The organism is Brachybacterium sp. FME24 (assembly GCF_014897705.1).
Lineage (GTDB): Bacteria > Actinomycetota > Actinomycetes > Actinomycetales > Dermabacteraceae > Brachybacterium.
Map to the genome: position 1 here is coordinate 62,380 of NZ_JABUXV010000009.1, position 26,847 is coordinate 89,226.

Sequence of the window (26,847 nt, forward strand, 5' to 3'; positions counted from 1 at the left end):
ATGATCGAGAACTTCGGCAGTGCCCTGGTGCTGATCGCCGACCCCACGACGATCCTCGTGGTCGTCCTGGCCGGGGTGTTCGGCCTGGTCATCGGCTCTCTGCCGGGGATGACCGCCACCCTCGCGGTGGCGCTCCTGGTGCCGTTCACCTTTTTCCTGGACCCGGTGCCGGCGATCGCCGCCATCATCACCATGTCGGCGATGGCCATCTTCGCCGGGGACATCCCCAGCGCGCTGCTGCGCATCCCCGGTACCCCGTCCAGCGCGGCGTACACCGAGGATGCCTTCGCCCTGACGAGGAACGGTAAGGGGGCCCTCGGGCTCGGGGTCTCCCTGGTCTCCTCGGTGATCGGTGGCCTCTTCGGCTCCGTGATGCTGATCTTCGTCTCCCCGATCCTCGGGGAGTTCGCGCTGCGCTTCACCAGCTACGAGTACTTCTGGGTGGCCGTCCTCGGGCTCACCGCAGCGGTCATCGTGTCCAAGGGGGCGCAGCTCAAGGGTGGCATCGCCCTGATGGCGGGGCTGCTGGTCTCGACCGTCGGCCTCGACGTCACCCTGGGACATCCCCGCTTCACGTTCGGCGAGGAGCAGCTGTACCGGGGCGTGGATTTCATCGCGGCGATGATCGGCCTGTTCGGCCTCTCGGAGGTGCTGCGGGCCGTCACCTCGAAGAAGGGGCAGTCGCTGCCGATCCCGAAGGTCGACGGGGCCGGCGCGCTGCGCCCCACCTTCAGTGCGGTCTGGCGCAACAAGGGCCGGGTCGGATCCGGATCCCTCATCGGCGGCATCGTCGGCGCCCTGCCCGGTGCGGGCGCGGACATCGCGGCCTGGATCGCCTACGCGTTCACCCGTGCCACCAGTCGCATCCGTCCCGGGAAGGATTCTGCGGACGACCGACGGGTGGAGGCGATCTCCGGGGCCTCCAGCGCGAACAACGCGGGCGTCGCCTCGGCGTACGTCCCCACGCTCGCCTTCGGCATCCCCGGTGACACGATCACCGCGATCCTCGTCGGCGTGCTGCTGGTCAAGGGCATCACCCCGGGGCCGGACCTGTTCCTCTACCAGACGGACACCCTGTACGCGGTGTACATCATCTTCATCGTCGCGAACCTGCTGCTGCTGCCGCTGGGCTTCCTGCTGATCCGGGTCTCCGGATTCGTGCTGCGGATCCCACGGTCCGTGCTGATGGGGCTGATCGTGTCGATCTCGATCTGCGGCGCGTTCGCCATCAACAACGGGTACCTCGAGGTCGGCCTGATGGTCGTGTTCGGCATCCTCGGGTATCTCTTCGAGAAGGGCGGCATCCCGTTGGCCCCAGTCGTGCTGGGCATCGTGCTGGGCCCGATCATCGAGCGCACCTTCATGCAGTCGGTGATCAAGACGAACTGGAATCTCGCCGAGTTCTTCACCCGCCCGATCAGCGCCGTGCTGATCGTGATGGTGGTGCTGGCGATCGCCTCGGCTCCGCTGATGAGTTGGCTCGGCAAGCGGGCCGAGCGGGCCACGGCGCTGAAGGCCGCGCAGGACTCGGCCGGCAGGAGCTGACGACGACACGGACGCCGACGCGCCCGCCCGACCCCCACCTGAGCACCCCGCTTGAGCACCCCGCCCGGGCACCCCGCTTGAGTACCCCACAAGAGCACCCCGCTTGAGTACCCCGCTTGAGCACCCCGCCGCAATAGGCGGATAGGGGCCCCGATTCCGCCTACTACAGCGGGGTCGGGGCCCTTTGTCGTCCGCTCAGCGTCAACGGCTCAACGGCTCAACGGCTCAGCGGCTCAGCGGCTCAGCGGTTCGTCGCCTCGTCGCCTCGTCGCCTCGTCGGCTCGTCGGGTCGAGGGGTCGGCGATGGCGGGCGGGGTGGGTGCGAGTGCAGAGCTCAGGAGCGGGTGCGCAGGCTGGTCATGCCGCCGTCGATGGGCAGCAGCACCCCGGTGGTCGAGCGATTGCGCGGGGAGGCGAGGTAGCAGTGCGCCTCGGCGACCTCTTCGGGCTCCACCAGGCGACCGTGGGGCTGGCGGGCGTTGAGCGCGGCGCGCTCGGCCGCGGGATCATCGGCCTTCTCCAGCAGCCGGCCGATCCACGGGGTGTTGGCGGTGCCGGGGACGACCGCGTTGACGCGGATGCCCTCGGCGACCCAGTCCGCGGCCATGGCCAGGGTCATCGCCTGCACGGCGCCCTTGGATGCGGAGTACAGCACGCGCTCGGGCAGTCCCAGCATCGAGGCGATCGAGGCAGTGTTGACCACCGCGGCGCTGTTCGAGGCGCGCAGGTGGGGGAGGGCCGCCGTGGTCACGCGGGCCACGGAGGTCACGTTGACGTCCAGGACCCGCGCCCACTCGGCGTCGTCGTTGGCGTCGGCCTGTCCCTGGGCGCCGATCCCGGCGTTGTTGATCACGATGTCCAGGCCCCCGAGCTGCTCGGCGGCCTGATCGACCGCGGCCTTGACCGCCGCAGTATCGGTGACATCGACCTGGAACTGCAGGGCCCCCTCAGGGGCACCGGACGGATCGAGGTCCAGGGCCGCGGTGGCGGCGCCGCGGGCCTGCAGGGCGCGGATCGTGGCCGCGCCGATCCCGGCTCCGCCGCCGGTCACCAGGGCCTTCAGCCCGGCGAATTCTGGGTCTGTCACAGCGGTCATGGGGTGCTCCTCGTCGAGTGGTCGTGCGTGCAGGATAGGGGGATCGGGATCGGCGGAGACGGACTGCCCGAGGCCTCGGGAGCCGGCGGCACCGGGAGAGGAACCAACGGGCCTGCTCGGCCCTGCGTCGAGTGCATCGGTGCAGGTGAGCGCAGTGGCGCCGAGAGGTTGCCAATATCGGATAGAGGGTTCCCGGAACGCGGATCGCGCAGTGAGGGACCTGTGCCCGGCCCGCTGATAGCGTCCGAAGTACGTGATCCGGAACCACGGCTCCCGACCCCTTATGGACAATAACATCCGATGTCTGTGTCCCAGGGGCGCACCCCGTGAGGCACGATGCCGTGCCCGCGGCCGTGGAGTCCGGGGATCACCCCTGCCCCGACCCACCACGGAGGACCCACCGTGCGAGCACTCGTCCTGACCGACTTCCACCGTCTCGACGTCGTCGAGACGCAGCGCCCCGTGCCCGGCCCCGGGGAGGTGCTGCTGCGGCTGTGCGCCACCGGCATCTGCGGCTCCGACTTCCACGGCTTCACCGGGGACAACGGCCGCCGCGCACCGGGTCAGGTGATGGGCCACGAGTCCTCCGGAACCATCGCCGCCCTCGGCGAGGGAGTGGACGATGCGGCCCTCCCCATCGGGGCGCCCGCCACCTTCAACCCGGTGGTCGTCCCCCTCGATCAGCTCGAGGAGTACCGCGGTCGCGAGCAGCATGCACCCGGGAAGCACGTCATCGGCGTCGCCCAGCACATCCAGGCCTCCTTCGCCGACTACGTGGTGGTGCCCGCACGCAACGTGCTGCTGCTGGACCCCATGATGCCCCTGGAGCTCGGCGCCCTCGTCGAACCGCTCGCCGTCGCCGTCCACGCAGTTCGTCTGGGACGCCCCGCACCCGAGTCGAAGGTGCTGATCATCGGCGGCGGACCGATCGGCCAGAGCATCGTCATCGCCCTGAAGATGGCCGGCGTCGAGAACATCGCGCTGTCGGAGATGAACCCGCAGCGACGCGAGCTGGTGACCGCCCTGGGCGCGAAGGCGCTGGATCCGTCGGCCGGAACGACCGCGGACCTCGTCACCGAGACGCTGGGCGGCCCCGCCGATCTCACCCTCGACGCCGTCGGCCTCAGCCCCACCATGGCCGACGCGCTCAGCGCGACCGCGCTCGGCGGCCGCGTGGTGCTGGTCGGCATGGGATCCCCTCGCCTCGAGCTGCCGGCCTTCGCGATCAGCACCGAGGAGCGCACCGTCGTCGGCTCCTTCACCTACTCCGCCCAGGACTTCGCCGATGCCACCACCTGGATCGGCGCCCACGCCGCTGAGGCGGCCCCACTGGTCAGCTCGGAGGTGCCGCCGGAGAAGGCGCAGGAGGCCTTCGCCCTGCTCGCCGCCGGCCAGGGGCCCGCCGGGAAGATCCTCGTTCGCTTCGACCAGGAGGAGGTCAGCGCATGAGCGCCCATCAGCGCACCATCGCCCACGTCCGCGCCTACACCGTCACCGGCGGCGGCGCCGACTACCACGACCAGGGCGCCGACCACTGGATCGACGACCACATCGCCACCCCCATGTCCGGGTACCCCGAGTACGCGCAGTCCCGCCAATCCTTCGCGCTGAACGTGCTGGGCACGCTGATGGTCGAGATCGAGGCCGACGACGGCACCGTGGGCTTCGCCGTCTCCACCGGCGGCGAGCTCGGAGCCTGGATCGTCGAGAAGCACCTGGTCCGCTTCCTCGAGGGCGCGAAGGTCACGGACATCGAGCGGATCTGGGACCAGATGTACCGCTCCACCCTGTTCTACGGGCGTCGCGGCATCGTGCTGAACACCATCAGCGCCATCGACCTCGCCCTGTACGACCTGCTGGGACGTCTGCGCCAGGAACCGGTGTACTCCCTGCTCGGCGGCCCGGTGCGCGAGGAGCTCACGATGTACGCCACCGGCGCCCGACCCGACATCGCGCAGCAGCTCGGGTTCATCGGCGGCAAGATGCCGCTGCACCACGGCCCGGCCGACGGCGAGGAGGGCATGGAGAAGAACATCGCCCTGCTCGCGGACATGCGCGAGAGGGTCGGCGAGGACTTCTGGCTCATGTACGACTGCTGGATGTCGCTCGACGTCGACTACGCGACGCGACTCGCGCACCGCGCCCACGACTACGGCCTGCGCTGGCTCGAGGAGGCCTTGATCCCCGACGACTACTGGGGCTACCAGCAGCTGCGCACGAACGTCCCGAAGGGCATGCTGATCACCACCGGGGAGCACGAGGCGACCCGCTGGGGCTTCCGCCACCTGCTCGAGATGGGCGCGGCGGATATCATCCAGCCCGACGTGGGCTGGTGCGGCGGCATCACGGAGCTGCTGAAGATCTCCGCGCTCGCCGATGCCCACGGCGCGATGGTGGTGCCGCACGGTTCGTCGGTGTACTCCTACCACTTCGTCATCACCCGCACGAACAGCCCGTTCAGCGAATTCCTCATGATGCACCCGACCGCGGAGGAGATCGTGCCGATGTTCTCGCCGATGCTGATCGGGGAGCCGGTGCCCGAGAACGGGAAGATCCGGGTGCCGGACACCCCCGGCTTCGGCGTCGAGTTCAACCCCGAGATCCAGCGGCAGCGCCCGTACACCCACTGAGGGGTGCCGCTCGGCGTCGATCCACCGAGCGGGAAGACATCGGATGTATCGGCCTGCGGTCGGGACAGCAGGTGCCTCCCGCCGCCTGGCACAGTGGGGGCGGACAACGCCCCCCGGGACCTCACGGATGCCACCGACGTCCGCTCAGCACCATCCGCCCCTCGACGCGGTGGCCTCGGCCGCCGCACCCATCCCCGTGAAGGAGAAACCTATGGAACTGCGACGACTCGGCCCCCTGGGCCACGAAGTGCCCGCCCTGGTGCAGGACGGTGTGACCTACCGCCTCGACGACGTCACCGCCGACATCACCGGTGCCTTCCTGTCGGCCGACGGCATCGCGCGGGCCGCCGCCGCGCTGGAGGTCGGCGAGCTGCAGGTGTGGGAGGGGGCGGAATCCGAGCGCGTGGGTGCACCCATCGCCCGCCCCGAAGCCGTGATCTGCATCGGCCAGAACTACGCCGCGCACGCCGCAGAATCCGGCGCCGAGCCGCCCACCACCCCGATCGTGTTCTTCAAGCACCCCAACACCGTGGTGGGCCCGCACGACGAGGTCCCGATCCCGCCGCGCGCCACCAAGGTGGACTGGGAGGTCGAGCTCGGTGTGGTCATCGGGAAGCGCGCCTCCTACCTGAAGGACGAGCAGGAAGCGCTCGGCGTCATCGCCGGCTACGTGACCAGTCACGACGTCTCCGAGCGTGACTTCCAGATCGCCGAGTCCGGGGGCCAGTGGTCCAAGGGCAAGTGCGCCGAGAACTTCAACCCCGTGGGCCCGGCACTGGTGCCCGCCGCCGAGGTGGAGCAGCAGTCGTTGCGCCTGTGGTCCAGCGTGAACGGCGAGGCCCGTCAGGACTCCACCACCGCGGACATGATCTTCTCCGTCGCACAGCTGGTGCACCACCTCTCGCAGTACATGGTGCTCTCGCCCGGCGACCTCATCAATACCGGCACCCCGCAGGGCGTGGCTCTCTCCGGTCGCTTCCCGTACTTGGCTGACGGCGACGTCGTCGAGATCGGTATCGAGGGCCTCGGCGATCAGCGATCGGTCTTCGTCCAGCGCAGCTGAGACGCGCAGGCGCAGTACCGCCCCGACCAGCGTGACGGGCGGATTCCAGCGGTCCCCGCAGCACCCTGACTGTCAGGGAGTTGTGGGGACCGTTCTGCGGGCGCGTCAGGCAGGGGTCCGCGGTCGGGGAGGCCGAGGAGGAGTGGGGGCAGCGCACGTCATGGGCCGGGGCGCCCTCCGGGCGACCGTGGCAGATGGCAGTGGGGAGCTCCTCCGCTCCAGCCGGGTGATAACTGCCTCACATGCGAACCGGACGACGGTCCCGCGCGCTCGCACCGGTCAACCAGTTCCTACAGGATCGGCGATCGGCAGGCGACGACCGGGAAACCTCTGGTCTCCTCTCTGGAGCGATGCCATGATGGGCTGCGGGAGCCGATGGCACGTCCTGCACCCCAGGAGCGCGCGAGTGGCCTGCGAGTGTGCCTCGGTGCGTCGGCAGGGCGGCCCTCAGCACTAGTCAATATCCAATAGGATCTGTAGTCTCACCGCAGTGCCACGTCGTCGAGCAGGGAAGGAACCCGGCTCCGGCTCGTGGCGGCATCGGCGCCCTCCTTCGTGACGGCGCATCTCTCGGACGAAGGAGTACCCGCATGACCATCTCCACCGTGACCATCGTCGGCGCCGGCTACATGGGCGGCGGCATCGCCCAGGTCCTCGCCATCGCCGGCTTCGACGTGACCGTCGCCGACGTGAGCGTCGACAACGCGAACGCCTCCCTGGAGCGCCTCCAGAAGGAAGCCCGCGACTTCGAGGAGCAGGGCCTCTACGCCCCCGGCAGCGCCGACCTCGTCGCGAAGAACATCTCCGCAGGCAAGACCCTCGAGGACGCCGTCTCCGACGTCGACTTCATCGAGGAGGCCGTCTTCGAGCGGATCGACGTCAAGCGCGACGTGCTCGCCAAGATCTCCCAGCACGCCCGCCCCGACGCCATCATCGGCACGAACACCTCGACCATCCCGGTCAAGGAGCTCGAGAGCGCCGTGACGAACCCCGAGCGGTTCCTCACCGTGCACTTCTCCAACCCTGCTCCCTTCATCCCGGGCGTCGAGCTCGTGGCCGGCCAGGCCACCACCGACGAGGTCGTCGCCGCCGTGAAGGAACTGCTGGAGAAGTCCGGCAACCAGGGCGCCCAGGTCGCCGACACCCCTGGCATGGTGCTCAACCGCCTCCAGTACGCGCTGCTGAAGGAGGCGACCTCCGTCGTCGAGGAGGGCGTGGCCACCGCGGAGGACGTCGACACCATCGTGCGCACCACCTTCGGCTTCCGCCTGGGCTTCTTCGGCCCGTTCGCGATCGTCGATCAGGCCGGCCTGGACGTCTACGCCAGCAGCTTCGTGACCTTCGAGAATGCCTTCGGCGACCGCCTGGCCACCCCGAAGATCCTCGCCGACTCCGTCGCGGCGGATCGCAAGGGCGTCAAGAACGGCAAGGGACTGCTGGGCGACTACGACGAGGCCACCTCCGCCGAGCTGGTCGCCTATCGCAACAAGGCCTACGCGAAGATGTCTCAACTGCTCGCCGAGCTCGGCCCGGCCCCCAAGGCCACGCCGACGACCGACTGACCCGAACCGGAACGTCCCACCCACCCCCACCCTGTCGGGTTCGTCCCGTCGGCCGGGCACTGCTGCCCGGGGTCCGAGCTGAACGCTCGGGGCCCGCGCAGTCGCCCGGGTCCCGAGCGTTTCTGCGCGGGACGCCCGACCTGACGCGCTCCGGCACCACCCTCTGGAGTACTCCGTGGAAGAACTCGTTCTCGCGGAGCGGCCGGTCTGGCTGCTCCTGACGATCGCCGTGGTGGCGATCGCTCTCCTGCTCGTCCTCATCATCAAGACACGCCTGCATGCCTTCTTCTCGCTCCTGATCATCGCCGTGGCCACCGGCCTCGCGGCGGGCATCGGCGTCGGCGACGTCATCGACGTGGTCATAGACGGCTTCAGCAGCACCGTCGGCACCGTCGCCCTGCTGGTCGGCTTCGGCGCCGTCCTGGGCAGAATCATCGAGGTCACCGGCGGCGCCCAGGTGCTGGCCGACAAGATGCTCGACACCTTCGGGGAGAGTCGCGCACCGCTCGCCCTCGCCGTCGCCTCCCTGTTCTACGGTTTCCCGATCTTCCTGGACGCCGGCTTCATCGTGATGCTGCCGGTCATCTACACGGTCGCCCGTCGCCTCGGCGGCTCCTTCATGCTCTACGTGCTGCCCTCGCTCGCGTCGTTCATGATGATGCACGGGCTGCTCCCCCCGCACCCCGGACCCACCGCCGCGGCGACCGTGATGGGCGCCGACATCGGCCTCGTCATCCTCGTCGGCCTGCTCATCGGCCTTCCCACCTGGTACTTCGGTGGCTACCTGGTCGCGCGGGCCATCTCCAAGCGATACCCGAACACTCCCGTCCCGGCCCTGCTCGGCGAGCCGCGCAACGTCCCCGAAGAAGAGCGCCCCGCCTTCGGTGCGATCCTCCTCGTGCTGCTGCTTCCCCTGGTGCTGATCTTCTTCAACACGGCGTTCTCCACGCTCGAATCGCAGGGGACGGTCGGCACCGACAACGTGGCCTACCAGCTGTCCCGCCTCATCGGCGCGACCCCGGTGGCGCTCGCCCTGTCCGCCATGCTGGCGATGGTGCTGCTCTACGTGATCCCGCGCCGTCGACAGGGCCAGAAGGTCGGCGGGCTGCTCGAGGAGCTCGTCGACGACGCCCTCGCGCCTGTCTGCTCGATCATCCTGATCACCGGTGCGGGCGGTGCCTTCGGCGCCATCCTCACCGCGACCGGCATCGGCACCGAGGTCGCCGAGGGGCTCGACGCCCTCGGCCTGCCGCTCATCGTCGCCGCGTACATGGTCACCATGGCCATGCGTGTCGCCCAGGGTTCCGCGACCGTGGCGGCGACCACCGGCGCCTCGATCATGGCTCCGGCGATCCTCGCGGGCGACTTCGGAGCGATCGGCGTCTCCGCCATGGTCATCGCGATCGGCTGTGCCTCGATCGGCTGGTCGCACGTGAACGACTCCGGCTTCTGGCTGATCGGCAAGTTCTGTGGTTTCGACGCCGTGACCACCTTCAAGACCTGGTCGCTCGTGGGCACCTCCATCTCGCTGGTCGGTTTCGCGCTGTCGGCGGTGGTGTTCGTCATCTTCGCCTGAGGGCCGGGTGCGTGAGGGTCTGCTCCTCGCTCGCCGGGTGTGGGCGAGGATGCCTTGCGAGTAGGGGACTTATTCGTGGAACGGATGCCGTATACGGGTTCGTTCCACGAATAAGTCCCGTACTCCTCTCGCCAGCCCCTCGTGCACTGCCTCGGAGCCCTCCGCTCAGCCGTTCGCGGGTCTGACAAGCTCTGGTCAGCCCATTCCCTGCCCGTCTGGCACGCTCGCTCGCCCGCCCGCCCCGGAAAGGACCTCCACCATGGCCGACTCCCGCCGTCTGCTCGTCCTGGACGACGACCCCACCGGCTCGCAGTGCGTGGCACAGGTCGACGTCGCCTTCGACCTGGACCCTGCGATTCCGGCCGGCGTGCTCGCCGAGCCCGGGTCCACCTGCTTCGTGCTGACCAACACCCGGGCGCTGGACGAGGCCGAGGCGGTCGCCATGAACCGTCGCCTCCTCGCCGGAGTGCTCGCCGACCCGACGGCGCAGCAGGGCCTGCACGTCGTCTCCCGGTCGGACTCCACGCTGCGCGGCCACGTGATCGCCGAACCCCTCGCCATCGCCGACGAGCTCGGAGTCCACGGCGTCGACGTCGACGCGATCCTCTTCGCCCCGGCGATGCTCGAGGCGGGCCGGTACACGCAGGACGATGTGCATTACGCGGTCGTCGGCGGCGAGCCCCGGCGGGTTGAGGACACCGATTTCGCTCGCGACGCCACCTTCGGCTACTCGCACTCTGACCTGAGCGAATTCCTCCAGGAGCGCTCCGCGGGAGGGGTGCTCGCCGCGGACGTGCTCAGCATCGGCCTGGACGACATCCGCTCCGGGGGCGCTGCCCGCGTCCACGAGATCCTCTCCGGGGCCCGCGACCGCCGCTGGGTCGTCCTCAACGCCACCGAGTACTCCGACATGGAGGTCGTCGCCGAGGCCGTGGGCCGGCTCGAAGCCGACGGGCGCACCTTCATCACCCGCTGCGGCCCGTCCTTCGTGCGACCGCTCGCCGGGCAGAGCGGCGCCCACGTCGTCGACCCCACCTCGATCACCATCCCCGATGGGCACCTGGACCACGGGCTCGTGGTCGTCGGCTCGCACGTCGGCCTGACCACCACCCAGCTGCGCGCGGTCCAGCAGCGCGGAACCCTGGTGGAGGTCGAGCTCGACGTCCCCTCCCTGTTGGACGACCGACGCGAACAGCACCTCGACGAGGCCGCGAAGCGGGTGCGCGAAGCGCTGCAGGCCGCCGACTGCGTGCTCTACACCAGTCGCGACCTGGTGCGCACCGATGACCCGGCCGAGTCCCTCGCGATCGCCCGCAGCGTCTCGGACGCCGTGGTCGAGGTGGTTCGGCGGGTGCGCGCCGTCAAGCCCGCCTGGGTGGTCGCCAAGGGCGGCATCACCTCCCACGAGGTCGCCGCGAACGGCCTCGGCATCCGCCGGGCGCGCGTCGAGGGCCAGTTCTGGCCCGGCCAGGTCTCCCTGTTCTCCGCGCAGGAAGCGCCGGAGGAGGTCATGGGCATGCCCTACGTCGTCTTCCCCGGAAATGTGGGCGGCGAGCAGGCCCTCGCGGACGTCGTCGATCGCCTCACCGCCGCCGTCACCGCGCGCTGATCCCACCCCCCGCCGGCGTTCGGCCGGCCCTCTCGGAGGAGGACACCATGTCTCGCACCACCCCCACCATCGGCTGGATCGGCCTGGGTGCGATGGGCGCCCCGATGGTCCGGGCCGCAGCCTCCGCCGACTTCACCGTGCGGGCCTTCGACCTGAGCCCTGCCGCCCGGGAGGCCGTGGCCGATGCCGCCGCTCCCGTCACCTCCGCGGTCGATGCCGCGGCCGGAGCCGATGTCGTCGTGGTCATGGTCGCCACCCCCGCCCAGCTCGAGTCGGTGCTGTTCGGCGGCGGTGACGGGGGCGGCGGCATCGCCGCCGTGCTGACCGCGGAGACCACCGTGCTGATCATGTCGACCGTCGGCCCTGCCGCCCTCGAGGCGACCTGCGCCGCACTGGCCGACGTCACCACGCACGTGGTCGATGCCCCCGTCTCCGGGGGCGTGGCTCGCGCCGGCACCGGAGACCTGCTGATCATGGTGGGCGGCGCCGAGCAGGACGTCGCGGCGGTGCGCCCGCTGCTGGACGCACTCGCCGCGAACGCGCCGGTGGTGGGGGAGCGGCCAGGAGACGGCCAGCGCTTCAAGATCGTCAACCAGCTGCTGTGCGGCGTGCATATCGCCGCCGCCGGGGAGGCGCTCGCACTCGCCGGCTCCATGGGCCTGGATCTGGATCAGGTGCACGAGGTCCTGAACACCGGTGCGGCAGCCTCCTTCATGTTCGCCGACCGCGGCCGGCGCATGGTCGACGGCGACTTCGACGAGGTGCGCTCCGCGCTCAGCATCTTCGTGAAGGACATGGACCTGGTGGGTGAGGCCGCCCGCGAGGTGGGCCAGGAGGTGCCGCTGGCGACCTCCGCGCAGACGGTGTTCCAGCGTGGCAGCGCGCTCGGCCACGACCGACGCGACGACTCGATCGTCGTCGAGGTGCTGCGCGGGGAGCACTGACGGCGGCTCTGGCCAGTCTGCCGGCCGCGCTCCTCGTGCTGGTCAACCTCACCCAGCCGATGGAGAGCTCCGAGTGACGCCGCGGGTGTGACCGGCAGGGGAGGGTGCCCGATGGCCGTGCCAGAACGGTCGACGAGGCCGCCGATGCCGCTGATGCTGACCACGCGCCCGGGCCGGTGGTAGTTGCCGAATCGTGACGGGGCGGAGAGCCCTCGGGTGAGCGATGGTGCAATACTCTCTCACGATTGTCTTTGCACAACCGAAAGCACCCGTAATGACTCCCCGTGATGCTCTCCCGGTGGAGGCTGCCGCCTCCACGGAAGAGCGACCCTCCCGCGCACCGCTGTGGCGTGCCTTCCTGCGCCCGATGCCCCTCGCTGCCGGGATCGTGGTGGTGCTCAGCCTCCTCTCCGCGCTTCTCGCGCCGCAGCTCAGCGCGCTGTCCGGGAACGACCCGTTCACCTATCACCCGGATGCCCTCGGGCCGGACACCTCGCCCACGGGGTTCTTCGGAGGAGTCAGCACGGATCACTGGTTCGGGGTCGAGCCCGGCACCGGCCGCGATCTGTTCTCCCTGGTCATCTACGGGGCCAGGGTCTCGCTGCTGGTGGGTATCGCCTCGACCGTCCTGGCCACCATCATCGGGGTCGTGCTCGGCATCGTCGCCGGCGCCGTGGGCGGGATCGTCGAGAAGCTGGTGGACTTCGCCACCGACGTCACTCTCGGCTTCCCCTTCCTCATCTTCGCCATCGCCCTCAGCGCCCTGTTCCCGCTCGAGGCGCCCCGGGCCCTGCTGCTCACCGTGGTCATCGGGATGTTCGGCTGGCCCGGCATCGCCCGGGTGGTCGCCGCCGAGACTCGGGTGATCGTGCGTCAGCCGTACGTCGTCGCCTCCCGCGTGATGGGCGCGCGCTTCGGCCACGTCTTCCGTCACCAGGTGCTGCCGAACGTCGCCTCGACGGTGATCGTCTTCTCCTGCATCTCGCTGCCGAGCCGGATCAGCGCCGAGGCGACCCTGTCGTTCCTCGGCGTCGGTGTGCTGCCGCCCACGCCGTCCTGGGGTCGCTCCATCGGTGACGCGATCAGCTGGCTGCTCGTGGACCCGGCGTTCCTGCTGTTCCCCGCCGCGGCCCTGTTCCTGGTGACCTTCTCCTTCAACGTCCTCGGCGACACTCTGCGCGACGCGCTCGATCCCCGGGGAGCCCGCTGATGATCCCGTCCCTGCAGCGCCTCGCCCGCAGTCTCGGGGTGCTCCTCGTCGTCGTCGGCCTCACCTTCGCGATCTTCTACATCGCCCCGATCGACCCCGCCCTGCAGATGTGCGGTAAGCCCTGCTCCCCCGAGGACCTCGAGGCCGCCCGCGGCTTCATGGGCTTCGACAAGCCCTGGTGGGTGCAGCTGGGCACCTTCCTGGCTGCGATCGTCACCGGGCGCTCCTTCGGCTCGGCCGATGTCCTCGTCGAGTGCGCCGCCCCCTGCCTGGGCTACTCCTTCCAGCTGCACCAGAGCGTGACCGAGCTGCTCGCGGACCGTTTCCCGGTCTCCTTCTCGATCGCCATCGGTGCGGTGGCACTGCAGGCGGTGTTCGGCATCGCGGCCGGTGCGCTGGCCGCGCGCCGGCAGGGCGGGATGCTGGACCGGATCGTGACCGGGGTGTCGGTCGTCGCCGCCTCCGCACCCGCCTTCGTGGTGGGCCTGCTCGCGGTGGTGGTGTTCGCGCTGCGCCTGGACCTCCTGCCCAGCGGCGGGTACGAACCCTTCGCCGAGGGGCCGCTGGAGTGGGCGCGCCATCTCGTCCTGCCCTGGGCGACGCTCGCCTTCCTCAACGGCGCGATCTACGGCCGCCTCGTGCGGTCCTCGATGATCGAGCAGCTCGGCCTGGACTACGTGCGCACCTCCCGCGCCCTGGGCCTGTCCGAACGACGCATCGACGGCTACGCCCTGCGCAACCTGGCCCTGCCGCTGACCACTCTCATCGCCCTGGACATCGGGGCGCTGCTGGGCGGCACCGTGATCACCGAGCGGATCTTCGGCCAGCCCGGCCTCGGTGCCCTGCTGCTCGATGCCACCGCCACCGCGGACCTCCCGGTCATCGTCGGCACCACGCTGGTCGGCTCCCTGCTCATCGTGCTCGCGAACCTCGGCGCCGACCTCGCCCGCCCGCTGCTGGACCGGCGCCTCGCTCACGGCGGCCGCTCCCCGCGCCGCTCATCCGCCACCACCCCGCTCGATCAGACCCCTCAGGAGAATCCCTCATGACCTCGGCATCCTTCACGCGACGCGGGATCCTCGTCGCCACCCCGCTCGTGCTCGGCACCGGAATGCTCGCCGCGTGCTCGACCGACGGCTCAGGAGGCTCCTCCTCCGACGGCGGCGGGGAGAGCGGCGGCGCCCTGACCATCTTCTCGACCGGTGAGGAGATGAGCTTCGATCCCGCGACCAGCCAGAACCTCGCGATCACCACGCTGGGCCTGACCGCGCGGCGACTCACTGCCTGGAAGACCTCCGCCGGTGCGCCGACCGAGCTGATCCCCGACCTCGCGACGGACACCGGCACCGCGTCGGAGGACGGCCGGACCTGGACCTTCACGCTGCAGGAGGGGTTGCAGTTCGAGGACGGCACCCCGATCACCGCGGCGACCGTCAAGTACGGCCTGGAGCGCTCCTTCGCCGCCGAGCTCACCGGCGGCCTGACCTATCACAAGGTGCTGCTCGAGGGCGGCGAGGACTACGCCGGTCCGTTCTCCGACAAGCACCTGGACTCGATCGAGACGCCCGACGAGACGACGATCGTCCTCCATCTCAACCGTCCCTACGGCGACTTCGGCTGGATCGCCTCGACGCCCGCGTTCGCCCCGGTTCCGGAGGAATCCGGCGAGCCCGAGACCTATGCGACCGCGCCTGTCGCGAGCGGCCCCTACCGCCTGGAGTCCTACTCCCCGGGCAGCCAGGCCGTCCTCGTGCGCAATGAGAACTGGGACGCAGGCACCGACCAGGCCCGCGCCGGCGGCCCCGACTCTCTCGAGTTCGTGCTCGCCCAGGATGCGAGCGTCGTGGCGCAGTCGATCATCGCCGACCGCTCCGACTCGCAGAACGCCTTCCTGTCGACCTTCGTGCCCACCGCCCAGCTGGTCCAGGCGCAGAACGATCCGAACGTCGGCGACCGCCTGGTGACCTCCGGCCCGGGTGCGCTGGAGTACCTGGCGCTGAACACCGCCTCGGAGGCGCTCAAGGACGTGAAGGTCCGCCAGGCCATCCAGTACGCCGTGGACAAGCAGGCCTATCTCACCGCCAAGGGCGGCGAGATCTCCGGCGACTACGCGACGACCCTGATCACCCCGGGCATCGCAGGACGCGAGGAGTACTCGCTGTACTCCGACGATCCCGCCGGGGACGCCGACGAGGCGACAGCGCTGCTCCAGGAGGCCGGCGTCGAGGACCTGACGCTGCGACTGGTCATCACGGACGACCAGACCGGTGCCGCCGAAGCGATCCAGCAGGGTCTGGACCGTGCGGGCATCACCGTGACGATCCAGCCGCTGGACGAGAACGCGTACTCCTCGGAGGTCACCGCCGGCGACGGCACCGGGTACGACCTGGTGCTCAGCTCCTGGCAGCCCGACGTCCCCTCCCCGAACGCGAACCTCACCCCGCTGTTCGACTCGAGCCAGATCGGCAACGGCAACTACAACCTCGCGCGCTACGACAACCCCGATGTGGACGCGGCGATCCTCGAGGCCTCCTCGACGACCGACGCCGAGGAGGCGCACGCGAAGTGGGCCGCCGTGGATCAGCAGATCCTCGAGGACTCCCCGGTGGTGCCGTTGATCTTCTCGAAGAACTCCTTCATCCACGGTTCCGGCGTGGAGAACTTCGTGATCGGGGAGTTCCCCGCCTACCCGAACTACCTCACGGTGACGCTGGCACCATGAGCACGCCCGATGAGCTCCTCGTCCTGCATGACCTGCAGGTGGCGATCGCGGGCCGGGGAATCGTCTCCGGCCTGGATCTCTCCGTGCACGCCGGGCGGATCACCGCGCTGGTGGGCGAATCCGGATCAGGCAAGAGCATGACTGCTCTGGCCACGATCGGCCTCCAGCCGCGCGGCGCACACGTGCGCGGCAGCGCCCAGCTGGACGGGGAGGAGCTCGTCGGCCGCTCGGCCCTGGAGATGCGGCGGATCCGCTCCGGCAGGATCGGCATGATCTTCCAGGAGCCGGGGCAGTCGCTGTCCCCGGTGATGAAGGTGTCCACGGGATTCCGGCATGTCCTGGCGGTGCGGGAGGGCATCCGCTCCCGTCCGCGGGCGCTGGCGCGGGCCCGTGAGCTCCTGGTCTCCGTCGGCCTGCCCGATCCGGACCGCACCGCCGCCTCCTATCCGCATGAGCTCTCCGGCGGCGAGCTGCAGCGCGTGGTCATCGCGCTCGCGCTCAGCGGGGACCCGTCCCTGCTCATCGCCGATGAGCCCACCACCGCGCTCGACGTCACCGTGCAGCGCGGGATCCTCGACCTGCTCGTGAGGATCGTCCGCGATCGGCAGATCGGGGTTCTGCTCATCACCCATGACATGGGAGTGGTGGGCGAGATCGCCGATGAGGTGGTGGTCCTCAAGGACGGCGAAGCGGTCGAGACCGGGCCGGTCCGCCAGGTGCTCGCCGCGCCCGTGGCCCCGTACTCGCAGGCGCTGCTGGCTGCCGTGCCCCGCCTCGCAGAGAGCCTCGAACGGGCTCACGATGTGCGAGGCGGCGCCGCGCGGTCGGTCGACGCCGAACGGACCGACGTCGCCGTTGCCGAGGCACCGGATGCCGAGGACTCCGCCACCGCGACCTCGGAGCCTCCCGTCGTGCGCGTCGAGGAGCTCTCCGTGGAGTACCACCGGCGCAGCGGCTCGCACCTGGCGCTCGATCGCGTGGGCCTGGAGATCCGTCGCGGCGAGATCCACGGGCTGGTCGGGGAGTCCGGCTCCGGGAAGTCGACCTGGGGGAAGGCCCTGGCCGGCCTGGTCCCGGCGCAGGCTCGTACCCTCGAGCTCGACGGGGTCGATCCGCGCACGCTCGGCGCCACCCAGCGCCGCGCCGCCTACGCGAAGGTCGGTCTCGTCTTCCAGGACCCGGCCTCGTCGCTGAACCCGCGGCGCACCGTCGGCTGGAGCATCGGGGAACCGCTGCAGCTCGCGGGCGGCACCTCCGGCACGCAGATCGACCAGCGGGTCCGCAGGGCCCTCGAGATCGTCCGCCTGCCGGCCTCGTACGTCGGCCGGCTCCCGCACGAGCTCTCCGGAGGTCAGCGTCAACGCGTCTCGATCGCGCGCGCCCTGATCCTGGAGCCCGCGCTGCTCATCGCCGACGAACCGACCAGCGCTCTGGACGTCACCATCCAGGCGCACGTGATCGAGGTGCTGCGCGATGCGATCGAGGCGACCCGCTTCGCCTGCGTGTTCATCAGCCACGACCTGGCCGTGGTGGGTTCGCTCGCGGATCACGTGACCGTGCTGCGCGCCGGTCGCGCGGTCGAGCAGGGCACCGCGCGCGAGGTGCTCGGGAACCCGCAGCACGAGTACACCCGCGCGCTGCTCGCGAGCGTTCCCGACCCCGAGCGACGACTGCACGGCGGCGGGGCTGCGGCGTAGGGCCCGACCCGGAGCCCATTGCTCCCTTCTCGCGCCTCGCGGCGTTCCGGCGCGCATGGACGGGAACCGGCGCGGGGAGTCAGAGTTGCGGGACGGCCTCCCACGCGCGCGACGCCGATGAGCGCACCACGGCCTCGCACACCTCGGCCGCGGCGAGCCCGTCGGCCGCATTCGGCGCCAGCTGCGTGCCGAGGGCGACATCGGAGAGGAACTCCGCCGCCTCGATGGTCTTGAGGTCGTCGAAGCTCATGGGAATCCCGGGGCCGGGCTGGAAGCGCGCGTAGTCGCCATGGTCGGACCCGGCCAGCACCGTCGTGTAGCCGTGCTCGCTGCCGCCCTCGCCGAGCATCACCTCGAACTCGTTCATCCGGGTGAAGGACCAGCGGGCCGAGCCCTCGGTCCCGAAGATCTCCAGGGCATAGTCGCTGCGATGGCCGCGGGCCACGCGGGAGGACTCGAGAGTGGCATGGGCCCCGCCCGAGAGCCGCGAGAGCGCCGCGACCCAGTCCTCGTTCTCCACCGGGCCGCGCTCGCTGCCCACCTCGATGCCGCCGTGCCCCACTCCTGCCGACACCGGGATCGGGCGCTCCGGGATGAACACGTCGGAGGTCGCGGTGACCTCCTCGATGCGCTGGCCGCTCACGTACTCCACGAGGTCCGCGCCGTGCGAGAGCAGATCGCCGATCACGCCGCTGCCCGCCTTCTCGCGGTCGTAGCGCCAGGTCAGTGCGCCGTCGGGGGAGGAGGCGTAGTCGGCGATCAGCCAGCAGCGCACGTTCGTGATCCGGCCCAGGCGGCCCGAGGAGACCAGCTCGCGCAGATGCTGGACCGCCGGGGCATGGCGGTAGTTGAAGCCCACGGCGGTGGCCACCCCGGCAGCGGCCGCGGCGTCGTGGATCTCCCGGGACTGCGCCGCCGAGACCCCCATCGGCTTCTCGATCCAGAACGGCTTGCCGGCCTGCGCGGCCTTCACCGCGAAGTCGCGGTGCAGAAAGTTCGGCGAACAGATCGAGACGGCCTCGACCTCGGGATCGGCGAGGACCTCATCGATGCTCGCCACTGCGTGCTCGAAGCCGAACTGATCACGCGCGGCCTCCTGGTTCGCGGGGATCGGATCGGCCGCGACCACGAGCCGCGGGCGCAGCCCGAGCTCGGGGAAGCGGGAGGGGATCCGCTGGTAGGAGGTGGAGTGGAGGCGTCCCATCCAGCCGAGGCTGACGACGCCGATCCCGATGTCCTGCATGGTTCTCTCCTGAGGTCAGTCTGTAGGTGCCGACCGCACGCGTGGGGCCGGCATGGGGACAGCGCGGCCGATGGGGGCTGCGGTGACGTCGAACGGGGCTGATCGAGCGGGGCTGACCGGGCGGGCTCCGTCGTCGGGCCTCTGCTGTCAGTCCCCGCCGAACTCCGCGAGCAGACGCTCCCGCATCCGCACGTTGATCGCGTCGCCCTCTTCCTCCCAGCCGAACACGCACACGGACATCGGCCCGTCGTACTCGCGTTCGCGCAGGTAGGTGAAGGCGGCATCCCAGTCGATCTCGCCGTTGCCGATCTCGTTGTGCTGGTGGATGCGGGCATCGATGCCGGGCGGGTTCATGATGTAGCGGTTGCCCACGTTGGCCGTGTGGTCGAAGACGTCCGCGATGTGCAGATGCTTCAGGCGGTCCCCGGCGTAGTCCATCATCTCGCGCGGATCTCGCGCCCCCTCGCCCAGGTGGTACGCGTGCGGGAAGCAGAACTCGTAGTTCAGCCAGTCGCGGTCAACCCCGCGGATCACCTGCACGGCCTGGTCGTTCTCCTCGACGAAGTCGTAGGGGTGCGCCTCGATCGTGCACTCCAGGCCGTACTTCTCGAAGACGGGGATCAGCTCCTCCATGGACTTGTAGAACTGGTGCTCGGAGGCGAGCGATCGGTTCGGATCCCCGGAGAACTCGGTGGCGATCAGCGGCACCTCGAGGGCGTCGGCGATCTCCAGCATCCGGGTCCAGTTGCGTACCTGTGCCTGGCGCTCCTGCTCGTCGGGCGCGGCCCAGTCGAAGACAGGGTTGAAGGACCAGATCTTCACCCCGGTGTCCCGCATCGCCTGCGTGACCTCGGCGATCTGGTGACGGTCGACCTTGGGATAGTGGTGCCACTCGTGGAAGTCTGCGCGCGGGGACAGCTCGAGGTAGTTGAAGCCCAGCTCACGGGCCTTGTGCAGCTCCTCGGCGACCGAGAGCTGCGGGTGGTACATGGACGGGTCCAGCAGGATCTTCACCATGAGCGGGCCCTCCTCATTTCACGCCGAGGCCGCACTCGGCGAGGAACTCGCGAGTGGCGACGGCATTGGGCAGCGGCAGACCGGGCTCGCAGGGGTACAGGTCCTGCTCGCAGATCACGTACAGCTCCTTGTCCATCGTGGCCAGCTTCGCGACCAGGTCCTTCATGTCCGGCAACCCCTTCGGCGGGCACACCGAGGCACCCTTGGCGACGGCCTCCCCGAACGGCCAGTCCTTCTCGTGCGCCTCCCGGGTGAGGTCCGGGTCGAAGGCCTTGATGTGCACGTAGCCGATGCGGTCGGGGTACTCGTCGATCATCGCGATCGGGTCTCCGCCGCCGTAGACGATATGCCCGGTGTCCAGGCAGAAGCTCACCAGCTCGGGGTCGGTCGCCTCGAAGACCCGGGCGATCTCCTCGGGGGTCTCGATGTGGCTGTCCCCGTGGGGATGCAGCACCATCGTCAGCCCGTAGTCCTCCTTGAGCAGCTTCCCGAGCCGGTTCGCGTTCTGGACGTAGAGGCGCCAGGCGTCCCCGGTCAGTTCCCGGTCGTCGGTGAACTGCCAGGTCTTGTCATCTCGGTACAGCGGGGGCAGGTGCACCATGTACTCCGCGCCGACGGCCGCGTGAGTCTCGGCGATCGCTCGGAAGGTGCGCTCGGTCTCCGCCCAGGCCTCCTCCTGGTGCAGGATTCCCCAGCCGGTGCCGGCCACCACCTGGAAGCCGTACTCATCCATCACGGACTGCAGCTGCTTGGCGTCCTGAGGGAAATAGCCCCAGGGCCCTGTCTCCATCACGGAGAAGCCGGCCTCGGCCATCTCCGCGAGGGCGGTGCGCCACGGGATCTGCTTCTCGTCCTGCGGGAACCACACGCCCCACTGGTCGGGGCACACCCCGATGGTGAGCTTGTCGAACGGCGGCTCGGGGTTGCGAGAACGGTCGATGCGGGGGGCGTCGGTGGAGGTCAAGACGCAGCTCCTTCGAGGGGCATGGTGGGGGTGGCGGGGTGGCGGGGTGGTGGTGAGGGGGGGAGGGGCGAGAACGGGACTTATTCGTGGAACGATGCCGTATATCGGCTCGAGCTCACGAATAAGTCCCGTACTCCCCGGAGCGCGCCGTATCGCGCGCCCTGCACGGACGTCAGTCGTGGGTGGGGAAGCTCATCGAGGCTTCGACGGTCTCGTTCTGGGCGGGCCAGCGGGTGGTGACGGCCTTCTGCTTGGTGTAGAAGCTGAGGCCTTCGGGGCCGTGGGCGTGGTGCTCGCCGAACAGGGAGTCCTTCCAGCCGCCGAAGGAGTAGTAGCCCACGGGGGTCGGGATCGGGACGTTGATGCCGATCATGCCCACCTCTACCTCTTCCTGGTAGCGGCGTGCGTAGTGGCCGGAGTCGGTGAAGATCGCGGTGCCGTTGCCGAAGGGGGAGGAGTTCACCAGCTCGAGGGCCTCGTCGAAGTTGTCGACAGCCATGACCACGAGCAGCGGGCCGAACACCTCGTCGGTGTACGTGGCGTGGCTGGGGTCGAGGTCGGTGATGACCGTGGGGCCCACGAAGTTGCCGTTCTCGAACCCCTTCACGGTCAGGCCGCGGCCGTCGACGACGACGCGGCCGCCGGCCTGTTCGGCCTCGTCGGTCATGCGGATCACGCGGTCGCGGGCGTCCTGGGTGATGACGGGCGGCATGTCGGTGTTCTCGTCGTCGCCGGGGCCCACGACCAGCTTCTCGGCCTCGGCCTGGATGGCGGCGAGGAACTCCTCGTGGATGTCGCCGACGGTGACGGCGACCGGGACGGCCATGCAGCGCTCGCCGGCGGAGCCGAAGGCACCGGAGGCGACCTGGCCGGCGGCGAACTCGATGTTCGCATCCGGCATCACCACGGCGTGGTTGTTGGCGCCGCCGAGGGCCTGGACGCGCTTGCCGGCCGCGGAGGCGGTGGCGTGGACGTGCTTGGCGATCGGGGTGGAGCCCACGAAGGAGACGGCGGAGATGTCGTCGTGGGTGCATAGCGCGTCGACGGTCTCCTTGCCGCCGTGGATGACCTGGAAGACGCCGTCGGGCAGGCCGGCCTCCTGGTAGAGGCGGGCGACGATGTTCGAGGCCGAGGGGTCGCGCTCGGAGGGCTTGAGGAGGAAGGCGTTGCCGGTGGCCAGGGCGATGGGGTGCATCCAGAACGGGACCATGGCGGGGAAGTTGAAGGGGGTGATGCCGGCGACGACGCCGAGGGGCTGGCGCATGGTGTGGGCGTCGACGCCGGTGGAGACGTTCTCGGAGAAGCCGCCCTTGAGGTCCTGGGTGATGGAGGTGGCGAACTCGAGGGTCTCGATGCCGCGGGCGATCTCGCCCTTGGCATCGCCCACGGTCTTGCCGTGCTCCTGGGAGATGACGGTGGCGATCTCGTCGGTCGCGGCGATCATCAGTTCGCGCATGCGGTAGAAGATCTGGGTGCGCTTGGCCAGGGACACTTTGGCCCATTCGCGCTGGGCGACGGTGGCGATCTGCACGGCGCGGTCGACGGTGGCGGCATCGCCGAGGTGGAGGGTGCGGATCTGCTCACCGGTGGCGGGGTTCAGGATCGGCTGGGTGGAGCCGGTGCCGGCTTCTTCGCGGCCATCGATCCAATGCTTGACGTCATGTCCCATGGTGAATCTCCTTGCTGGTGGTGCGGTGAATGGTGTCCGGGGCCGGGCGTGGTGTCGAGGGGCGTCGAATCCAGTGGCGTCCTGTGTGCAGCGAGCGGCTGTACGGGGCTGGTTGCACGCTGGACGCCAGTGGATACGTGCCGGCCGGGTCGGGGGTGTCTGTGGCGGCCGGATCGGGGCCGACCGGGGCAGGGTGGTCAGAGGTAGTGGCGCTGCGGGGCCTTGTCCGCCTCGTACTCGGTCGAGGCCTGCTGCGTGGAGTCGAGGCGGGAGACCTGCGAGACGGGAACGTCCCACCAGCCGTTTCCGGGTGGGTTGGGCCCGTACAGGTTCGTATTGACCACGATCGCGGTGGCCTCGGTGGAGGCCTCGGCGCGACGGTAGGCCTCACGGAAGGCGGCGGTGTCGGACACCTCCTGCACCTCCAGGCCGTAGGAGCGGATGTTCGCCGGGATGTCGAAGGGCAGCTTCTCACCGTCCAGCATCCCGGTCTCTCCGTTGCGCATCCGGTACTTGGTGCCGAAGCGCTGCGAGCCGTGGGACTCCGAGAGGGAGCCGATCGAGGACCAGCCGTGGTTCTGCAGGATCACCAGGATGACCTTCACGCGCTCCGCGACGATCGTGGCGATCTCCTGAGGAGCCATCTGGAAGGTTCCATCGCCGATGATCGCGACGACTTCGCTGGTGGGGCTCGCCATCTTCGCGCCGAGCGAGGCCGGCAGCTCGTAGCCCATGCAGGAGTAGCCGTACTCCAGGTGGTACTGGATCGGGGAGCGGGCCTTCCACAGCGCCTGCAGGTCACCGGGCATGGACCCGGCGGCGTTGATGACGATGTCCTCATCGCCCATCATCTCGTTCAGCGCCCCGAAGATCTCCGTCTGCGCGGGGAGCTCCTGGTCATGGGGCTGGAAGCAGGGCTCGATGAGCTGCTCCCACTGCGCCCGCAGCTGCTGGGCGCGCTCACCGTGCGGGGCCGGGGCTCGGTACGTGCCGAGTGCCTCGCGCAGGGCGTCCAGTCCCGCGCGCGCATCGGTCACGACCATGGTCGCGGAATGCTTTGCGGCGTCGAAGGCCTTCACGTTGAGGTTCACGAACCGCGCCTCGGGGTTGCGGAAGGCGGTGTGGGAGGCGGTGGTGAAGTCCGTGTAGCGGGTGCCGACGCCGATGATCACGTCGGCCTCGGCGGCGAGATCGTTGGCGGCATTGTTGCCGGTGGAGCCGACGCCGCCGATCGCCAGCGGATGGTCGGCGCTGAGCGCTCCCTTTCCGGCCTGGGTGTCGAGCACCGGGATCCCGGTGGCATCGGCGAAGGTCGCGAGCGCCCCGCTCGCCTCGGAGTAGATGGCGCCGCCGCCGGCGATGACCACCGGCTTCCTCGCGGAGCGGATCACGTCGACCGCGCGGGCGAGGGCGGCGGGCTCGGGCACGGGGCGTGCCACATGCCAGGTGCGCTCGCGGAAGAACTCCAGTGGCCAGTCGAAGGCCTCGGCCTGGACATCCTGGGGGAGGGACAGGGTGACGGCGCCGGTCTCCGCGGGATCGGTGAGCACGCGCATGGCCTGCAGGGCCGCGGGGATCAGCTGCTCGGGCCGGGAGATGCGGTCGAAGTAGCGCGAGACGGGCCGGAAGGCGTCGTTGACCGAGACGTCCCCGGCGGTCTCGTCCTCGAGCTGCTGGAGGACCGGGTCGACGGTGCGGGTGGCGAAGATGTCGCTGGGCAGCAGCAGCACCGGGATCCGGTCCACGGTGGCCAGAGCCGCGCCGGTGATCATGTTCGTGGATCCCGGGCCGATCGACGCCGCACAGGCGAAGGCCTGCAGTCGGTTCGTCGTGCGCGCGTAGGCGACGGCCGAGTGCACCATGTTCTGCTCATTGCGCGCTTGGTAGTACGGCATCGGGTTCTCGCCGTCGGAAGGATCGGTGGCGTTCTGCAGCAGGGCCTGGCCGATGCCGGCCACGTTGCCGTGACCGAAGATCCCGAAGGTGCCGGGGATCAGGCGGTCGCGCACGCCGTCTCGCTCGGTGAACTGGGCGGCGAGGAACCGCACGAGTGCTTGGGCAACGGTGAGCCGGACGGTGCCGGCGGGGGTCGACGAGGGGACGCTCATGCTGCCTCCGTGAAGCGGGTTCCGCCGCATGGGCGGGCCCTGGGTGACACCATCTGTCGCTGGGACTCGACGGTGAGTTCAGATAGGTCAAGCATGCCGAGGTGCCGCCACTCTTGTCAAGAGTTTGTCAGGACAAGATGTGGGGCGTGTTGCGCGCGGCGGCCGGGCTGCATGGGAGGTCCACGGGCTCAGAGGGGTTCCGCTGCCGTCGGACGCTGTGCTAGCTTGCCTCCAAGTCAGTGACGAATACTTACTTCGACCGGACATGAAGTGCCTTTATGGTGGCTCGTGTATGACATAGGCTCCCTCGAGAGGGGTGCTCGTGTCCGGAATCCGACTCCCACCGGTCCCGGACCGGCCCCCGGCGTGTTGCAGAGATCTTCGCGCCGGCCTCAGGTTCCAAGGAGGGAACATGAGTCAGTCGCACCATACGGAGCGCACTCGCATCGGCGAGCTCGTCCGCACGACCGCCCCCGCCGGGCCGAAGCGATCCATCGGCCTGCTCGCCGTCGTCGCGTGCCTGGGCGGTTTCCTCTTCGGCTACGACACCGGCGTCATCTCCGGTGCCCTGCCCTACATGTACATGCCCAAGGAAGCCGGTGGCCTCGCCCTGACCTCCCTCGAGGAGGGGCTCGTCGGCGGCTTCCTGCTCGCCGGCTGCGCGTTCGGCGCGATCATCGGCGGCCGGCTGTCGGACCGCTACGGGCGCCGGCACAACATCCTGATCCTCGCCGTCGTGTTCTTCCTCGGGGCCCTGGCCTGCGCGCTCGCTCCGAGCCTGTGGGTCCTCTACCCCGCGCGCTTCGTGCTCGGCCTCGCCGTCGGCGGTGCCTCGACCACCGTGCCCGTCTACCTCTCGGAGTCGGCACCCAAGGAGCAGCGCGGCATGCTGGTCGCCGTCGACCAGCTGATGATCGTCACCGGACAGTTCATCGCCTTCGGGATGAACGCCCTGATCGCCTCGCTCCAGGGTGGGCCCGAGGCCGTCGTGGCCGGGGACCCCTCCGGCACCTATGAAGCCGGCGAGACCGTGTCCTGGAGTCTGCTCGCCGGGATCGGCGGGCTCACCGTCTCCGAGGGCAACGGGCACGCCTGGCGCTGGATGCTGGTGCTCTGCTCGATCCCCGCGATCGCCCTGTGGCTGGGCATCCGCATGATGCCCGAATCGGCCCGTTGGCACGTGGGTCGCGGGGAGCTGGTCCAGGCGATCGCGAACCTCAAGCGGGTACGCGTCGAGGGCAGGGACGACGTGGCCGTCGAGGTCGCCGAGATGGAGGCGAACCGCCGCGCCGAGGAGAAGCGCGAGAAGCTCAGCCTGAAGGCGGCGATCAAGGTGCCCTGGCTGAGATCGATCATCATCTTCGGCGGCATCTTCGCGATCCTCCAGCAGCTCACCGGCGTGAACACGATGATGTACTACGCCCCGAAGGTCCTCATGGCCGCCGGTTTCGACGCCCAGGCCTCCATCATCCTCAACGTCTTCACGGGCCTTGCCTCGGTGATCGGCTCGGCCGCGGGCCTGCTCGCGCTGCGGCGCTTCGGCAGGCGTCAGGTGCTGCTGGTGGGCCAGACCATCCTGACCCTGTCCCTGATCGCGATGACCGCGATCTTCCTGCTCGGCATCAACCCGTACCTCGGCGCCGACGGGGAGGTCTCCCCAGACATCCCGCCCTTCGTGCCCTATCTCGTGGTCGTGGTGATCGTGCTGTTCATGCTCGGCATGCAATCCGGCCCCGGCCCGGTCATGTGGGTGATGCTCTCGGAGATCTTCCCCAACGCGATCCGCGGCGCGGCCAACGGCTTCGCCGTCATGATCCTGTGGATCGCGAACCTCGCGGTCACCGTGACCTTCCCCGTGATGATGGACGGCATCGGCCCGGTGGCGACCTACGGGATCTTCGCGGCCATCAACATCTTCGCGGTGATCTGGTACTTCGTGCGCATCCCCGAGACCAAGAAGTTCTCCCTCGAGCGCATCGAGTGGGAGTTCCGCGAAGCCGGCGGCGTGATCCGCCTGCGCTGAGCCCGGAGGGGCGGCCGCCTGCACGGTGCCCGCCCCGCCCGCCCCGCCCGCCCCGCCCCGCCCCGCCGGCCCTGCCCGCCCGCCCGGCCCGCCCTGCCCCGCAGCCCGGACGCCACATCTTCGATTTTTGCCAGGTTCTCTGCCGTTCTCGGCCCGAAAGTGGCAGAGA

19 protein-coding genes are annotated in these 26,847 nt (G+C 69.7%); 13 read left to right on the top strand and 6 right to left on the bottom strand.

Features of this window, described 5'->3' with window-relative positions:
- Positions 1-1,545 carry a tripartite tricarboxylate transporter permease gene (locus INT51_RS11650; RefSeq protein WP_193105478.1) on the top strand — a complete coding sequence of 515 codons (1,545 nt, stop codon included), beginning with the start codon at positions 1-3 and terminating at the stop codon, positions 1,543-1,545.
- Positions 1,546-1,879: 334 nt separating this feature from the next.
- Here INT51_RS11650 and INT51_RS11655 read toward each other — a convergent pair whose 3' ends face one another.
- The gene (locus INT51_RS11655; RefSeq protein ID WP_193105479.1) at positions 1,880-2,641 is read right to left on the bottom strand and encodes an SDR family NAD(P)-dependent oxidoreductase; all 762 of its coding nucleotides are present in this window, start codon (positions 2,639-2,641) and stop codon (positions 1,880-1,882) included.
- Between the two features lie 402 nt (positions 2,642-3,043).
- On the opposite strand from INT51_RS11655, the gene INT51_RS11660 reads away from it, so the two are divergent.
- The 11 genes from INT51_RS11660 (at position 3,044) to INT51_RS11710 (ending at position 17,654) form a co-directional block, all read left to right on the top strand.
- Positions 3,044-4,090: a zinc-binding dehydrogenase gene (locus tag INT51_RS11660; protein WP_193105480.1), complete on the top strand. Its 1,047-nt coding sequence runs from the start codon at positions 3,044-3,046 to the stop codon at positions 4,088-4,090.
- Positions 4,087-5,271 (top strand): L-rhamnonate dehydratase, encoded by a 1,185-nt coding sequence (gene rhmD / locus INT51_RS11665; protein WP_193105481.1) that lies wholly within the window; start codon positions 4,087-4,089, stop codon positions 5,269-5,271. The genes INT51_RS11660 and rhmD overlap by 4 nt, the downstream gene beginning before the upstream one ends.
- Positions 5,272-5,482: 211 nt before the next feature.
- A complete protein-coding gene (locus INT51_RS11670; protein WP_193105482.1) occupies positions 5,483-6,334 on the top strand; it encodes a fumarylacetoacetate hydrolase family protein in 852 nt (283 codons plus the stop codon).
- A 590-nt stretch (positions 6,335-6,924) separates the two neighbouring features.
- Complete coding sequence (locus tag INT51_RS11675) at positions 6,925-7,896, top strand: 3-hydroxyacyl-CoA dehydrogenase family protein (RefSeq protein ID WP_193105483.1); 972 nt, start codon at positions 6,925-6,927, stop codon at positions 7,894-7,896.
- 175 nt (positions 7,897-8,071) lie between these two features.
- Complete coding sequence (locus INT51_RS11680; protein ID WP_193105484.1) at positions 8,072-9,472, top strand: GntP family permease; 1,401 nt, start codon at positions 8,072-8,074, stop codon at positions 9,470-9,472.
- Between the two features lie 259 nt (positions 9,473-9,731).
- Entirely contained in the window at positions 9,732-11,081 is a 1,350-nt protein-coding gene (locus tag INT51_RS11685) for a four-carbon acid sugar kinase family protein (protein ID WP_193105485.1), read from the top strand.
- Positions 11,082-11,128: 47 nt separating this feature from the next.
- A complete protein-coding gene (locus tag INT51_RS11690) occupies positions 11,129-12,025 on the top strand; it encodes an NAD(P)-dependent oxidoreductase (protein WP_193105486.1) in 897 nt (298 codons plus the stop codon).
- 274 nt (positions 12,026-12,299) lie between these two features.
- Positions 12,300-13,235: an ABC transporter permease gene (locus tag INT51_RS11695; protein ID WP_226832278.1), complete on the top strand. Its 936-nt coding sequence runs from the start codon at positions 12,300-12,302 to the stop codon at positions 13,233-13,235.
- A complete protein-coding gene (locus tag INT51_RS11700) occupies positions 13,235-14,284 on the top strand; it encodes an ABC transporter permease (RefSeq protein WP_193105488.1) in 1,050 nt (349 codons plus the stop codon). The genes INT51_RS11695 and INT51_RS11700 overlap by 1 nt, the downstream gene beginning before the upstream one ends.
- Positions 14,281-15,957: an ABC transporter substrate-binding protein gene (locus tag INT51_RS11705; RefSeq protein WP_193105489.1), complete on the top strand. Its 1,677-nt coding sequence runs from the start codon at positions 14,281-14,283 to the stop codon at positions 15,955-15,957. Before INT51_RS11700 ends, INT51_RS11705 begins: the two co-directional genes overlap by 4 nt.
- On the top strand, positions 15,954-17,654 hold the full coding sequence (locus tag INT51_RS11710) for an ABC transporter ATP-binding protein (protein WP_193105490.1): 1,701 nt from the start codon (positions 15,954-15,956) through the stop codon (positions 17,652-17,654). The genes INT51_RS11705 and INT51_RS11710 overlap by 4 nt, the downstream gene beginning before the upstream one ends.
- 79 nt (positions 17,655-17,733) lie before the next feature.
- On the opposite strand, the gene INT51_RS11715 is transcribed toward INT51_RS11710, so the two are convergent.
- From INT51_RS11715 to iolD, 5 genes are all read right to left on the bottom strand, one after another.
- Positions 17,734-18,897: a Gfo/Idh/MocA family protein gene (locus INT51_RS11715; RefSeq protein ID WP_193105491.1), complete on the bottom strand. Its 1,164-nt coding sequence runs from the start codon at positions 18,895-18,897 to the stop codon at positions 17,734-17,736.
- 147 nt (positions 18,898-19,044) lie between these two features.
- The gene (locus INT51_RS11720) at positions 19,045-19,914 is read right to left on the bottom strand and encodes a sugar phosphate isomerase/epimerase (protein ID WP_193105492.1); all 870 of its coding nucleotides are present in this window, start codon (positions 19,912-19,914) and stop codon (positions 19,045-19,047) included.
- A gap of 13 nt (positions 19,915-19,927) precedes the next feature.
- The gene (locus tag INT51_RS11725) at positions 19,928-20,878 is read right to left on the bottom strand and encodes a TIM barrel protein (RefSeq protein ID WP_226832279.1); all 951 of its coding nucleotides are present in this window, start codon (positions 20,876-20,878) and stop codon (positions 19,928-19,930) included.
- 172 nt (positions 20,879-21,050) lie between these two features.
- Positions 21,051-22,547 (bottom strand): CoA-acylating methylmalonate-semialdehyde dehydrogenase, encoded by a 1,497-nt coding sequence (locus INT51_RS11730; protein ID WP_193105493.1) that lies wholly within the window; start codon positions 22,545-22,547, stop codon positions 21,051-21,053.
- A gap of 197 nt (positions 22,548-22,744) precedes the next feature.
- A complete protein-coding gene (iolD, locus tag INT51_RS11735; RefSeq protein ID WP_193105494.1) occupies positions 22,745-24,655 on the bottom strand; it encodes a 3D-(3,5/4)-trihydroxycyclohexane-1,2-dione acylhydrolase (decyclizing) in 1,911 nt (636 codons plus the stop codon).
- Positions 24,656-25,067: 412 nt separating this feature from the next.
- On the opposite strand from iolD, the gene INT51_RS11740 reads away from it, so the two are divergent.
- A complete protein-coding gene (locus INT51_RS11740; RefSeq protein ID WP_193105495.1) occupies positions 25,068-26,678 on the top strand; it encodes an MFS transporter in 1,611 nt (536 codons plus the stop codon).
- Positions 26,679-26,847 lie beyond the last annotated feature (169 nt).

What these genes read in the sequence shown, in the direction of transcription:
- INT51_RS11650 (WP_193105478.1), top strand. Translation starts at nt 1, where the DNA reads ATGATCGAGAACTTCGGCAGTGCCCTGGTGCTGATCGCCGACCCCACG.
- INT51_RS11655 (WP_193105479.1), bottom strand. Translation starts at nt 2,641, where the DNA reads ATGACCGCTGTGACAGACCCAGAATTCGCCGGGCTGAAGGCCCTGGTG.
- rhmD (WP_193105481.1), top strand. Translation starts at nt 4,087, where the DNA reads ATGAGCGCCCATCAGCGCACCATCGCCCACGTCCGCGCCTACACCGTC.
- INT51_RS11670 (WP_193105482.1), top strand. Translation starts at nt 5,483, where the DNA reads ATGGAACTGCGACGACTCGGCCCCCTGGGCCACGAAGTGCCCGCCCTG.
- INT51_RS11675 (WP_193105483.1), top strand. Translation starts at nt 6,925, where the DNA reads ATGACCATCTCCACCGTGACCATCGTCGGCGCCGGCTACATGGGCGGC.
- INT51_RS11685 (WP_193105485.1), top strand. Translation starts at nt 9,732, where the DNA reads ATGGCCGACTCCCGCCGTCTGCTCGTCCTGGACGACGACCCCACCGGC.
- INT51_RS11690 (WP_193105486.1), top strand. Translation starts at nt 11,129, where the DNA reads ATGTCTCGCACCACCCCCACCATCGGCTGGATCGGCCTGGGTGCGATG.
- INT51_RS11695 (WP_226832278.1), top strand. Translation starts at nt 12,300, where the DNA reads ATGACTCCCCGTGATGCTCTCCCGGTGGAGGCTGCCGCCTCCACGGAA.
- INT51_RS11700 (WP_193105488.1), top strand. Translation starts at nt 13,235, where the DNA reads ATGATCCCGTCCCTGCAGCGCCTCGCCCGCAGTCTCGGGGTGCTCCTC.
- INT51_RS11705 (WP_193105489.1), top strand. Translation starts at nt 14,281, where the DNA reads ATGACCTCGGCATCCTTCACGCGACGCGGGATCCTCGTCGCCACCCCG.
- INT51_RS11710 (WP_193105490.1), top strand. Translation starts at nt 15,954, where the DNA reads ATGAGCACGCCCGATGAGCTCCTCGTCCTGCATGACCTGCAGGTGGCG.
- INT51_RS11715 (WP_193105491.1), bottom strand. Translation starts at nt 18,897, where the DNA reads ATGCAGGACATCGGGATCGGCGTCGTCAGCCTCGGCTGGATGGGACGC.
- INT51_RS11720 (WP_193105492.1), bottom strand. Translation starts at nt 19,914, where the DNA reads ATGGTGAAGATCCTGCTGGACCCGTCCATGTACCACCCGCAGCTCTCG.
- INT51_RS11730 (WP_193105493.1), bottom strand. Translation starts at nt 22,547, where the DNA reads ATGGGACATGACGTCAAGCATTGGATCGATGGCCGCGAAGAAGCCGGC.
- iolD (WP_193105494.1), bottom strand. Translation starts at nt 24,655, where the DNA reads ATGAGCGTCCCCTCGTCGACCCCCGCCGGCACCGTCCGGCTCACCGTT.
- INT51_RS11740 (WP_193105495.1), top strand. Translation starts at nt 25,068, where the DNA reads ATGAGTCAGTCGCACCATACGGAGCGCACTCGCATCGGCGAGCTCGTC.